10 protein-coding genes and 1 pseudogene are annotated in these 12,790 nt (G+C 64.6%); all 11 read left to right on the top strand.

Features of this window, described 5'->3' with window-relative positions:
- Nucleotides 1-128 precede the first annotated feature (128 nt).
- The 11 genes and pseudogenes from M529_RS35490 to M529_RS35445 all read left to right on the top strand — a co-directional run bounded on the left by M529_RS35490 (nucleotide 129) and on the right by M529_RS35445 (nucleotide 12,770).
- Nucleotides 129-1,478: an IS1380-like element ISSp1 family transposase gene (locus M529_RS35490; RefSeq protein WP_013039775.1), complete on the top strand. Its 1,350-nt coding sequence runs from the start codon at nucleotides 129-131 to the stop codon at nucleotides 1,476-1,478.
- 158 nt (nucleotides 1,479-1,636) lie between these two features.
- A pseudogene (locus M529_RS35485) lies at nucleotides 1,637-2,170 on the top strand (carboxyl transferase domain-containing protein); the annotation flags it as partial.
- Between the two features lie 29 nt (nucleotides 2,171-2,199).
- Nucleotides 2,200-3,384 carry an acetyl-CoA C-acyltransferase family protein gene (locus M529_RS35480; RefSeq protein ID WP_021318004.1) on the top strand — a complete coding sequence of 395 codons (1,185 nt, stop codon included), beginning with the start codon at nucleotides 2,200-2,202 and terminating at the stop codon, nucleotides 3,382-3,384.
- A complete protein-coding gene (gene mce, locus M529_RS35475; protein ID WP_021318003.1) occupies nucleotides 3,381-3,818 on the top strand; it encodes a methylmalonyl-CoA epimerase in 438 nt (145 codons plus the stop codon). The genes M529_RS35480 and mce overlap by 4 nt, the downstream gene beginning before the upstream one ends.
- A gap of 181 nt (nucleotides 3,819-3,999) precedes the next feature.
- The gene (gene scpA / locus M529_RS35470) at nucleotides 4,000-6,153 is read left to right on the top strand and encodes a methylmalonyl-CoA mutase (RefSeq protein ID WP_021318002.1); all 2,154 of its coding nucleotides are present in this window, start codon (nucleotides 4,000-4,002) and stop codon (nucleotides 6,151-6,153) included.
- Nucleotides 6,150-7,151 (top strand): biotin synthase BioB, encoded by a 1,002-nt coding sequence (bioB, locus tag M529_RS35465; protein ID WP_021318001.1) that lies wholly within the window; start codon nucleotides 6,150-6,152, stop codon nucleotides 7,149-7,151. Before scpA ends, bioB begins: the two co-directional genes overlap by 4 nt.
- Nucleotides 7,152-7,466: 315 nt before the next feature.
- Complete coding sequence (locus tag M529_RS49245; RefSeq protein WP_152522586.1) at nucleotides 7,467-7,667, top strand: hypothetical protein; 201 nt, start codon at nucleotides 7,467-7,469, stop codon at nucleotides 7,665-7,667.
- Between the two features lies 1 nt (nucleotide 7,668).
- On the top strand, nucleotides 7,669-9,669 hold the full coding sequence (locus M529_RS35460; RefSeq protein ID WP_021318000.1) for an acetyl-CoA carboxylase biotin carboxylase subunit: 2,001 nt from the start codon (nucleotides 7,669-7,671) through the stop codon (nucleotides 9,667-9,669).
- 141 nt (nucleotides 9,670-9,810) lie between these two features.
- A complete protein-coding gene (locus M529_RS35455; RefSeq protein ID WP_021317999.1) occupies nucleotides 9,811-10,182 on the top strand; it encodes a tRNA-binding protein in 372 nt (123 codons plus the stop codon).
- Between the two features lie 67 nt (nucleotides 10,183-10,249).
- The gene (gene aqpZ / locus M529_RS35450) at nucleotides 10,250-10,987 is read left to right on the top strand and encodes an aquaporin Z (protein ID WP_031294967.1); all 738 of its coding nucleotides are present in this window, start codon (nucleotides 10,250-10,252) and stop codon (nucleotides 10,985-10,987) included.
- A 193-nt stretch (nucleotides 10,988-11,180) separates the two neighbouring features.
- Nucleotides 11,181-12,770, top strand: a complete 1,590-nt coding sequence (locus tag M529_RS35445; RefSeq protein WP_021317997.1) for an MFS transporter — start codon at nucleotides 11,181-11,183, stop codon at nucleotides 12,768-12,770.
- Nucleotides 12,771-12,790 lie beyond the last annotated feature (20 nt).

Here is a 12,790-nt window from a genome sequence, read left to right as displayed (position 1 = left end):
CCCGCCTTATTCACCAAAAGTGTCCTGAAGGGTTGGCGGGAGTGGCGTAAGCCTCTGATCTGAATTAGGAACTGGGTGTCTAAGCCGAACCTGCCGCAGGGCAGAAAATGCCACGGGCCACACCCGCCATGAACGATGATATCGCAAGCTCATTTGGATTCCCAGCAGTCGGCCGCAAGAAAATCACAGCTGCGTTCGACGGTGGCCGGCTTACCTCGGATGGCGGTGTTCTACTGCTTGCACAGGCCGAGCGCGCGATGGGGATTTGCCAGCGCCTGGCGGCTTGTATTGCCGATCCGCGCGATCCAGCGCGGGTGATCCATCGCCTGGATGACATTCTGCGTGCCCGTGTGTTCGCGATTGCGTGCGGCTATGAGGATGCCGATGATCTCGATGCTCTGCGCGACGATCCAGGCTTCCGCCTGGCGCTCGGCAAGCTGCCGGAATCGGGCGCGGGGCTGGCCAGCCAACCGACGATGAGCCGGTGGGAAAATGCACCGACTACGCGCGAACTGGCCAGCATGATGGCCGCGATGATCGACATCTACTGCGCCAGCTATCCCGCCCCTCCGACAGCGGTCACGCTGGATATCGACGACACGTGCGACGTCGTGCATGGCTATCAACAGCTCTCGTTCTGGAACGGGCATCATGGGGAGCGCTGCTTCCTACCGATCCATATCTACGACACCGCGACCGGCAGGCCGGTGGCCATGCTGCTGCGCACAGGCAAGACGCCTTCTGGAAAGGAGGCGGCGGGGCACATCCGACGCCTGGTGCGTCACCTGCGCCGTAATTGGCCCGATACCCACATCACTATCCGCGGCGACGGGCACTATGGTCGACCCGAGGTCATGGCCTACTGCGATGCGGCCCGCGTCGATTACGTGTTCGGCCTGCCCACCAATTCAGCGCTGCGCGCCGATCCCGCCATTGTTGCGGTCGCCGATGCCTGCGCGGTCAAGCGCGCCCAGCGTCAGTGTCCCGTCCTGCGCAACTATGCCGAGACCCGCTATGGGGCAAAGACCTGGAAGTGCCAGCGTCGCGTCGTTGCACGGATCGAGGCCAGCACGCTGGGCATGGACATCCGCTATGTCGTCACCTCGTTGGCAACAGGATCGGCCGAGCACATCTACGACACGCTCTACTGCGCGCGTGGTCAGGCCGAGAACCTGATCAAGCGCCACAAGTCCCAGCTCGCCAGCGACCGAACCTCGTGCCGCTCGGCCAATGCCAATCAGATGCGCCTGATACTGCACACTGCCGCATACTGGCTGCTATGGCGCATCCAGCAGGCGATGCCCAGGACCGCTGCTCTGGCAAGCGCGGAGTTTACCACCTTGCGCCTGCGGCTGCTCAAGGTCGCTGCGCGCGTCGTAGAAAGTGCTAGCCGCATCCGCATTGCCTTCGCTTCCGCCTGTCCGGATGCCGACCTGTTCCGCGCCCTCGTTCTCCGGCTGAAGCCTGCGCCGACGTAGCCCATGCGGCAGCGCCGCAGAACTCCGAGCCCAGCCCTTCAACCCGAAAAGCCCATCAATCCGAATGCGGTGAAACAAACGCCAGCGATGCCGGTCGTCCGCGCAATACAGCCAGCCGCAGCAAATGCCCAGAGCGGGCCCGAAACCGAGCGTCGTGAATAAGAGAGGTCAACTCGTCGAAGAAGGCCGGACGCTTCGTGCGCTTCTGCGACGCCTTCGAGATCCCGATCGTCACCTTCGTCGACGTGCCGGGCTTCCTGCCGGGCACCGCGCAGGAACATAATGGCATCATCAAGCATGGCGCCAAGCTGCTCTTCGCCTATGCAGAGGCGACCGTGCCCAAGATCACCGTCATCACGCGCAAAGCCTATGGCGGCGCCTATGACGTCATGTCCTCCAAGCATTTGCGCGGCGACCTGAACTATGCCTGGCCAACGGCCGAGATCGCTGTGATGGGGGCGAAGGGCGCGGTCGAGATCATCTTTCGCGGCAAGACGGCCGATGAGATTGCGGCGCGGACCAAGGAATATGAGGACCGCTTCGCGAACCCCTTCGTCGCGGCGAGCATGGGCTTCATCGACGAAGTGATCCAGCCCCATTCGACCCGCAAGCGGATCGCGCTGGGTCTGCGGAAGCTCAGGAACAAGAGCCTCGATAACCCCTGGAAGAAGCATGACAATATTCCGCTGTGAGCGGACATGAGCGGAGCGGGATAAGCATCATGAGCAATGATATCTACATCGTCGGCGGGGCGCGGACCGCGATCGGGACGTTTGGCGGATCGCTGGCGTCGCTACGGCCGGCGGAGCTGGGCACGATCGTCATCAAGGAGGCGATCGCGCGCGCCGGAATCGCGCCTGAGGACGTGCAGAATGTCGTCATTGGGACGGTGGTGCCGACCCAGCCCAAGGACGCCTATGTCAGCCGCGTCGCGGCGGTGAATGCGGGCATTCCCATCGATGCGCCGGCGATGAACGTCAATCGGCTGTGCGGATCGGGGCTCCAGGCGATCGTGTCGGCGGCGCAGGCGATTGCGCTGGGCGAACATGAGATCGCCGTCGCGGGCGGGGCGGAATCCATGTCCAACGCGCCGCACATGGTGCTTGCCGCGCGCAATGGGCAGAAGATGGGCAATATCGAGATGGTCGACGCGATGCTCGGCGCGCTGCACGACCCGTTCGAGAATATCCATATGGGCGTGACGGCGGAGAATGTCGCCGAGCGCTGCGGTATCAGCCGGGAAGAGCAGGACGCGGCGGCGGTGGAGAGCCACAGGCGCGCGGCGGCGGCGATCGCGGCGGGCCATTTCAAGGAGCAGATCGTCCCGGTCGAGATCAAGACGCGCAAGGGCGTAACCGTCTTCGACATTGACGAGCATGTCCGCGCTGACGCGTCGGCCGAGGGAATGGCTAGCCTCAAGCCCGTGTTCAAGAAGGACGGCACGGTCACAGCGGGCAATGCGTCGGGCATCAATGACGGCGCGGGCGCGGTCGTGCTGGCGAGCGGCCAAGCGGTGGCGGAGAAGGGGCTGAAGCCGCTGGCGAAGATCATCGGCTGGGGCCATGCCGGGGTCGAGCCTTCGGTCATGGGGCTGGGGCCGGTGAAGGCGGTGCCGGTCGCTCTGGCACGCGCAGGCTTAAGCCTCGATCAGATGGACGTGATCGAGAGCAACGAGGCGTTCGCCGCGCAGGCGTGCGGGGTGGCGAAGGAACTGGGTTTCGATCCGGCCAAGACCAATCCCAATGGGTCAGGCATTTCGCTCGGCCATCCGATCGGCGCGACCGGGGCGATCCTGACCATCAAGGCGGCCTATGAGCTGAAGCGGACCAGCGGCAAATATGCGCTGATTACGATGTGCATCGGCGGCGGGCAGGGTATCGCCATGGTGATCGAGGCGGCGGCATGAAGCTGGGACGGCTGAACCATATCGGGGTGGCGACGCCTTCTTTGGAGGCGAGCCTCGCTTATTATCGCGACGTGATGGGTGCAACGCTGGAACACGAGCCGTTCGACCTGCCAGCGCAGGGGGTGAAGGTGTGTTTCGTCGACACGCCGGGAGGGAATGGCACGGCCGGCACGCAGATCGAACTGATCGAGCCGCTGGGGGAGAGTTCGCCGATCCACGGCTTCCTCGCCAAGAACCCGGCCGGGGGGCAGCATCATATGTGCTATGAAGTGCCCGACATCATGGAGGCGAAAGCCTGGTTCGAGGGGCTGGGGAAGAAGGTTCTGGGCGAGCCGCGCATCGGGGCGCACGGGACGCCGATCTTCTTCGTGCATCCCAAGGACATGAACGGGGTGCTGACCGAGATCATGGAGACGCCCAAGGGGGCGCATTGAACCTAACTCCTCTCCCGCAAGCGGGAGAGGATATGGAGGCTTGGCAGCTTGCTGCCTGGCCGAAGTTGGTGAGGGCAGGGGTGGCAAAGACCCTCACCACTGCGACTCAGGCCCGCTTCGCGGATCTAAGTCACGTTGCTTCTCCCGCTTGCGGGAGAGGGGAAGTGGGTAAGGGACTTTGATGACCGAGAAGCCGACGCTGGAACAATGGGCTGCCGCCGCCGCGAAGGAGGTGAAGGGCAAGGACCTGAACTGGGAAACGCCGGAAGGGATCACGGTGAAGCCGCTCTATACGGCCGAGGACTTGACGGTCGACCCAGGCCTGCCCGGCTTCGCGCCCTTCACCCGCGGCGTGCGTGCGTCCATGTATGCGGGCCGTCCGTGGACCATCCGCCAATATGCGGGCTTTTCCACCGCCGAGGAATCCAACGCCTTCTACCGCCGCAACCTCGCCGCCGGGCAGAAGGGGCTGTCGGTCGCGTTCGATCTGGCGACGCATCGTGGCTATGACAGCGACCATCCGCGTGTGGTGGGTGACGTCGGCAAGGCGGGCGTCGCGATCGACACGATCGAGGATATGAAGATCCTGTTCGACGGCATCCCGCTCGACCAGATGTCGGTTTCCATGACGATGAACGGCGCGGTGATCCCGATCCTCGCCTTCTTCATCGTCGCGGGCGAGGAGCAGGGGGTCGATCGCAAGCTGCTCGACGGGACCATCCAGAACGACATCCTCAAGGAGTTCATGGTCCGCAACACCTATATCTACCCGCCCGAACCCTCGATGCGGATCATCAGCGACATTTTCGGCTACACATCGCGCGAGATGCCCAAGTTCAACAGCATCTCGATCTCCGGCTATCATATGCAGGAGGCCGGCGCGACGCAGGTGCAGGAACTGGCCTTCACCATCGCCGACGGCGCGGAATATGTGCGCTACGGCGTCGCCTCCGGCCTCGACATCGACAGGTTCGCCGGGCGTTTGAGCTTCTTCTTCGCCATCGGCATGAACTTCTTTATGGAGATCGCCAAGCTGCGCGCCGCACGGGTGCTATGGCACCGCGTCATGACGAAGCTCGGCGCGAAGGATGAGCGGTCCAAGATGCTGCGGACGCATTGCCAGACCAGCGGCGTGTCGCTGACCGAGCAAGACCCGTACAACAACGTTATGCGAACCACGATCGAGGCGATGGCGGCGATGCTGGGTGGCACCCAATCGCTCCACACCAACGCCCTGGACGAGGCGATCGCGCTGCCGACCGACTTTTCGGCCCGGATCGCGCGCAACACGCAGATCGTGATCCAGGAAGAGACGGGCATGTGCAATGTCGTCGATCCGCTGGGCGGCAGCTATTATGTCGAGGCGCTGACCCAGCAGTTGGTCGACGCCGCGCAGGCGATCATCGATCGGGTCGAGGCTGAGGGCGGCATGGCGAAGGCGGTCGCCGCCGGCTGGCCCAAGGCGATGATCGAAACCGCTGCCGCCGCGAGGCAGGCGCGCGTCGACCGGGGCGAGGACGTGATCGTCGGCGTCAACAAATACCGCCTCGCCAACGAAGACTTGCTCGAAACGCTGGAGGTCGACAATAGCAAGGTGCGCGAGGCGCAGATCGCCCGCATCAACCGCGTGAAGGCGGAGCGCGACGAAGCGGCCTGCCAGGCGGCGCTTGAAGCGCTGCGGCAGGCAGCCGCCGGGCCGCAAAGCATTGAGAACAACCTTCTCGCCCATGCGGTCGAAGCCGCCCGCGCCCGCGCCACGCTCGGTGAAATCTCCGCCGCGATGGAAGACAGCTTCCAGCGCTACGGCACGCAGCCGACGCCGGTGAAGGGCGTTTATGCCGCGCCCTACAAGGATGACAGCCGATGGCAGCAGGTTCTTGACGGAGTGCAGGCCGTCGAGCGGCGCCTCGGTCGCAAGCCCAAGCTCCTCATCGCCAAGATGGGGCAGGACGGGCACGACCGGGGCGCCAACATCATCGCCTCGGCGTTCGGCGACATGGGCTTCGATATCGTGTCGGGCCCGCTGTTCCAGACGCCGGAGGAAACGGCGATGCTGGCGCTGGAGAGCGGCGTCGACGTCGTCGGCGCGTCGAGCCTCGCGGCGGGCCACAAGACGCTGATCCCCGAACTCATCAACCGCCTGCGCGAACAGGGTCGCAGCGACATCAAAGTGATCGCGGGCGGGGTCATCCCGCCGCAGGACTACGACTTCCTCCGTGACGCCGGCGTCCAGGGCATTTATGGACCGGGTTCCAATGTCGTGGAATGCGCCGCCGACGTGCTGCGCCTCCTCGGCCACAACATGCCCCCCGCCGGGCTGGAGGAAGCCGCTTGACCCCGAATACCCCCCGCACCGACTGGACGCGCGCGGAAATCGCCGCGCTGTTCGACCTGCCCTTCAACGACCTGATGTTCGAAGCGCAGTCGATCCATCGCGCCAATTTCCCGCGTAATGAAGTGCAGCTGTCCACCCTGCTGTCGATCAAGACCGGCGGTTGCCCGGAGGATTGCGGCTATTGCTCGCAATCGACCGAGGCGGAGAGCGGGCTCAAGGCCACCAAGCTGATGGACGTGCAGGCGGTGTTGCAGGCCGCTGCGCAGGCCAAGGATCATGGCTCCGGGCGCTTCTGCATGGGCGCCGCCTGGCGCAATCCCAAGGAGCGCGACATGCCCAAGCTTGTCGCCATGGTGCAGGGCGTGCGCGCGATGGGCATGGAGACCTGCATGACGCTGGGGATGCTGGACGAGAAGCAGGCCAAGCAGCTCGCGGATGCGGGGCTCGATTATTACAATCACAATATCGACACCTCGCCGGAAAATTACGCTAACGTCATCACGACGCGCACCTTCGAAGACCGGATCGAGACGCTGGAGAATGTGCGGAACGCCGGCATCAACGTGTGCTGCGGCGGCATCGTCGGCATGGGCGAGACGCGCTCGGATCGCATCGGCTTCCTTCACGCGCTCGCCACCATGCCGCACCCGGAAAGCGTGCCGATCAATGCGCTGGTGCCGGTCGAGGGCACGGTGCTGGGTGACATGCTCAAGGACACGCCGCTCGCGAAGATCGACGAGGTGGAGTTCGTCCGCACGGTCGCGGTGGCGCGGATCGTGATGCCGCAATCGATGGTGCGGCTGAGCGCGGGCCGGGAGAGCATGAGCGAGGCCTGCCAGGCGCTTTGCTTCATGGCCGGCGCGAACAGCATCTTCACCGGCGACAAGCTGCTGACGGCGGCGAATGCGGGCGACGACAAGGATGCGGCGCTGCTGGGGAAGCTGGGGCTGACGGCGATGGCCGCGCAGCCGCATGGGCATCTGGAGGCGGCGGAGTGAACTACGGCGCGGCCCTTCTTCCTAAGCCCCTCCCCTTCAGGGGAGGGGAGCCAAGGTTGCCCCACCTCCGTCACCCCGGATTCAATCCGGGATCTCGCTTCTTCTCTGCGGTAGCGGGGGAAGAAAGCGGGATGCCGGATCAAGTGCGGCAGAATGGATGAGGGGTGAGGCCGCGTGATGCTTAATGTCTCCCCTCGTCAAGCTGAACTTGTTTCAGCATTCATCCCGCCTTCGAGAGCGGCGGGTTGCTGGGAGGAATGGACCCTGAAGCAAGTTCAGGGTGACGGTTGAGTGAGGTGGGCGAAGGTAGCAGCGTTGAGTCTGATCGCGCTGATTTGCGTCTTGATCGCTGTTGTGTCGGGACTCGCCGCGTCATCGGCCAAGCCTTGCGGCAAATGGGGACTGGATGATTTTTGTTCGGACTACGGGCAATTTTATTGGGTGCTCTGCGGCTTGGCTTCGGCCGGAGTTTTGATCGCGCTTTGGGCCATCCGCAAATCGGGGAAACGAGACTGAAATGCCAATCACCAAAATCCTGATCGCGAACCGAGGCGAAATCGCCTGCCGCGTCATGCGCACGGCCAAGAAGATGGGCATCAAGACCGTCGCGGTTTATTCCGATGCCGATGCGCGCGCGCCGCATGTGCTGATGGCGGACGAGGCCGTGCATATCGGCCCGCCGCCCGCAGCCCAGTCCTATCTGCTCGCGGACAAGATCATCGAAGCCTGCAAGCAGACTGGCGCCGACGCCGTCCACCCCGGCTATGGCTTCCTCTCCGAGCGCGAATCCTTCCGCAAGGCGCTCGACGCCGAGGGCATCATCTTCATCGGCCCCCCCGCCAACGCGATCGCGGCGATGGGCGACAAGATCGAGTCCAAGAAGCTCGCCAAGGAAGCAGGGGTCAATGTCGTGCCCGGCTATGTCGGCGTGATCGACGACACCGAACATGCTGTCAAAATCTCTAACGAGATCGGCTATCCGGTGATGATGAAGGCCTCGGCCGGCGGCGGCGGCAAGGGGATGCGCCTCGCTTACTCCGAACAGGATGTCCGCGAAGGGTTCGAGGCGACCAAGCGCGAAGGTCTCGCCAGCTTCGGTGACGACCGCGTGTTCATCGAGAAGTTCATCGAAAGCCCGCGCCACATCGAAATCCAGATCCTGGGCGACCAGCACGGCAATATCGTGTACCTCAACGAACGCGAATGCTCGATCCAGCGCCGGCACCAGAAGGTGGTCGAGGAAGCGCCGTCGCCCTTCGTGTCGCCGGAAATGCGGCGCAAGATGGGCGAGCAGTGCGTCGCGCTCGCCCGAGCGGTCGGCTATTTCAGCGCGGGTACGGTCGAACTGATCGTCAGCGGCGAGGACAAGACCGGCGACGGCTTCTACTTCCTCGAAATGAACACCCGGCTTCAGGTTGAGCATCCGGTCACCGAGGAGATCACCGGCGTCGACCTCGTCGAACAGATGATCCGCGTCGCCAATGGCGAGAAGCTGTCGTTCGGCCAGGATGACGTCAAGATCAACGGCTGGGCGATCGAAAACCGCGTCTATGCCGAAGACCCCTATCGCGGCTTCCTGCCGTCGACCGGCCGCCTGATCCGCTATAACCCGCCGGAGGAAGGTACCGACGCAACCGGCGCGAAGGTGCGCGTGGACGACGGCGTTACCGAAGGCGGTGAGGTCTCCATGTTCTACGACCCGATGATCGCCAAGCTCGTCACCTGGGCGCCCACCCGCCTCGAAGCCATCGACAAGCAGATCGAGGCGCTCGATCGCTTCGAGATCGAAGGGCCGGGCCACAATATCGACTTCGTGTCCGCGCTGATGCAGCATGAGCGGTTTCGTTCGGGCAACATCACCACCGGCTTCATCGCCGAAGAATATCCCGAAGGCTTCCAGGGCGCGCCCGCGTCGCCGGAACTGCTCCGTCGCCTCTCCGCCATCGGTGCCTTCGCCGCCATGGCGCAGGCCGACCGCGCCCGCCGGATCGACGGCCAGCTCGGCAAGCGGTTGCCGCCGCCCACCGGCTGGCAGGTGAAGATCGGCGACGCGGTGCACGATGTCGTGATCAGCGGTGATGAGGTGACGGTCGACGGCGCGATGTTGGAGATGAGCCTGGAATACACGCCCGGCGATCGCCTGATCGAAGCGGAGTTCGGCGATGGCGAGCTGGCGGTGAAGATCGCGCCAGCGCGCGGGGGCTTCGCGCTGACGACCCGCGGCGCGAGCCATCGCCTGCGCATCCTGCCCGCCCATGCCGCGCCCTATGCCGTGCATATGGTCGAGAAGGTGCCGCCGGACCTTTCGCGCTTCCTCATCTGCCCCATGCCGGGCCTGCTGGTGGCGCTCAACGTCAAGGAAGGCGACAAGGTCGAGGCCGGCCAGCCGCTCGCCGTGATCGAGGCGATGAAGATGGAGAACATCCTGCGCGCGCAGAAAGCCGGCAGGGTCAAGAGCCTCTCCGCCGCGCAGGGCGAAAGCCTGCCCGTCGACGCGGTGATCCTGGAACTGGAGTGACGTCGTTCCTCCCCGAGCTTGTCTCGGGGAGGGGGACCATGCGAAGCATGGTGGAGGGGGAGCGTCCTCTCGAAAGACAGCCCCGCATCACGCTTCGCACACCACTTCCCGAGGCAAGCTCGGGGTGAATGGAGCCCGCTCATGCACCTCTCCCACGATCCCGCTTCGCCCGCCGCCGAAACCATCGGCTTCGACGATTTCCTGAAGGTCGACATCCGCATCGGCACCATCCTGTCGGCGGAGCCCTTTCCGGAGGCGCGCAAGCCGGCGATTAAGCTCGCCATCGACTTTGGTCCCAGCATCGGCGTGAAGAAGTCCAGCGCGCAGATCACCGAACATTATGCGGCGGAGACATTGCCCGGCCGCCAGGTCGCCGCCGTGGTCAACTTCCCGCCGCGCCAGATCGGCAAGTTCCTGTCCGAAGTGCTGACGCTCGGCTTCGCGGATGAAACAGGCGCGGTGGTGCTCTTCGCGCCGGACAAGCCGGTTCCCAACGGATCGCGCCTGTTCTGAGCGGCAAAGTGTTACGCGGCCGAAAGCATTTGGCGATCCTTCCGGGCAGGTATAGTCTCCGCGCGTCATGGTGCGAAGGAGACGTGCGGTGCTCAAGAAGCTTGTGGCGGAATTCATCGGTACGGCGTGGCTGGTCCTGGGCGGATGTGGATCAGCGGTACTGGCGGCGGCATTTCCCGATCTTGGAATAGGCTTCGTCGGCGTTTCTCTGGCGTTCGGCCTGACGGTGGTGACGATGGCTTATGCCGTCGGCCATGTGTCCGGCTGCCACCTCAATCCAGCCGTATCCGTGGGCCTGTGGGCCGGTGGGCGATTCGCGGCGCGCGACTTGCCGGCCTATATCGTGGCGCAGGTACTGGGCGCTGTTGCGGGCGCCGGGATGTTGTACCTGATCGCCAGCGGCAAGGCGGATTTCAGCCTGGCGGGCGGTTTCGCCAGCAACGGTTTCGGCGATCATTCGCCGGGCGGCTATGCGCTGGCGGCGGCCTTCGTTTGCGAGGTGGTGCTGACCTTCGCCTTCCTGTTCGTGATCATGGGCGCGACCCACGGCGCGGCGCCGCGCGGCTTCGCGCCGCTGGCCATCGGCCTGGCGCTGACGCTGATCCACCTGATCAGCATCCCGGTCACCAACACCTCGGTCAATCCGGCGCGCAGCACCGGGCCGGCGCTGTTCGTCGGCGGATGGGCGCTTCAGCAGCTCTGGCTGTTCTGGGTCGCGCCGATCCTGGGCGGGGCGCTGGGCGGCTTCGTCTATCGCTGGCTGAGCCCGAACGATCCTGCGCCGGTCGACGTTTCCGGCGACTGACGTCCATTCCGGCACGGAGCGGGCCGCCGATGTTGTGCTCGCTCCCCTTTTTCCAACCTTCTCCCCTGATGCGGAGAAGCAGCAGGTGACTTGTTCTTCTCAAGCCACCCATCCCAGCGCTTGCCTGCCGTTCCCGTCTTGCTAGAGAAAGGCCTCGATGCCGTCCTCGGATGGCAGGAGAAAAGGGGACGGGATGGGCGAGGCGGCCAAGGGCGATTATGTGATGGACGCGAAGCGGGACCGGCTGGTCATCACCGCCTCCGCGCTCGGCACGGTGTTCGAATGGTATGATTTCTACATCTATGGCGTCCTCGCGCCGATCATCGGACGTACCTTCTTTCCGACCGACAACCCGACCGTTGAGCTGCTCTATACGCTTGCCGGCTTCGCCATCGGCTTCGCCTTCCGGCCGCTGGGGGCCGCGCTGTTCGGTTATCTCGGCGACCGGCTGGGACGCAAATATACCTTCCTCGCGACCATCGTGCTGATGGGCGGAGCGACGGCCGGCGTCGGTCTGACGCCGTCGGCCGCGAGCATCGGCGTTGCCGCGCCGGTCATCCTCATCCTGCTGCGCGTGGCGCAGGGGCTTGCGCTGGGCGGCGAATATGGCGGCGCCGCGATCTATGTCGCGGAACATGCCCCGCCCGGGCGGCGCGGCTTTTACACCAGCTTCATCCAGGCCGGAGTGATCGGCGGATTCATCCTGTCGCTGATTGTCGTCGTCGGCACGCAATGGGTGATAGGCAAGGCAGTGTGGGACGACTGGGGGTGGCGGTTGCCTTTCCTGTTCTCGCTGGGCCTGCTGGCGATTTCGCTGTGGATGCGGCTGAAGCTACGGGAGAGCCCCATCTTCACCGCGATGAAGGCTGCGGGCGAGCAGTCGCGTAACCCGCTGAGGGAAGCCTTCACCTGGCCCGGCAACAAGCGGCGGATGCTGGTGGCGATGATCGGCATCGCCGCGGGCTTCACCACCATCGCCTATACCGTGATGTTTCAGGCACTTTATTTCCTGCAGAACGGGCTTCATGTGGCACCCGGCATGGCACAACTGCTGGTTGGGGGAAGCGCCATGGGGGGCATGGCGACCTTCATCTTCTTCGGCTGGCTCTCCGACCGGATCGGGCGCAAGAAGCCGATCGTCATCGGCTATGCGCTCGTGCTCCTGCTGACTCTGCCGCTCTATCAGTTCATGGGCACTACCGCCAACCCGGAGCTGACCGCCGCCGCCAAGAGCGCGCCCGTGGTGGTGAGCGGCCCCGATTGTCGCTTCGATCCTTTCGCCAAGGTGCAGCCGACCGCCTGCGGCAAGCTGCTCGACCATTTCTCCAAGCGCGGCATTCCCTATGAGAAGCGGGCAGGAGAGATGCCGGCGGTGTCGATCGGCGGCACCCCGGTGGCAGATCTGAGCCCGGCAGGGCTGGATGGCGCGCTGCGGGTGCAGGGCTATCCCTTCGATCTGGTGACGCCGGACTGGCCCCGCGCGCTGGCGCTGTTCGCGGCACTGCTGCTGCTCTGGACGCTGTCGGGCGCGACCTACGGCCCGGTCGCGGCGCTGCTGTCCGAATATTTCCCGGCACGCATCCGCTACAGTTCGCTGTCCATCCCCTATCATGTCGGCACCGGCTATTTCGGAGGTTTCCTGCCGCTGGTGAGCCAGTACATCGTGGCGCGGACCGGCGATCCCTATGCGGGGCTATGGTACACGCTGGTGGTCGTGGCGCTGGCGCTGGTCACCTGCCTCGTCGGATTGCCGGAAACCAGGGACCGCCCCCTCGACGCTTGAGGCCGCGGGCGCTATCGGCA

Source organism: Sphingobium ummariense RL-3 (assembly GCF_000447205.1).
Taxonomy (GTDB): Bacteria; Pseudomonadota; Alphaproteobacteria; order Sphingomonadales; family Sphingomonadaceae; genus Sphingobium; species Sphingobium ummariense.
Note: the sequence above shows the minus strand (reverse complement) of the source record. Positions and strands in the feature narration are given on the sequence as shown.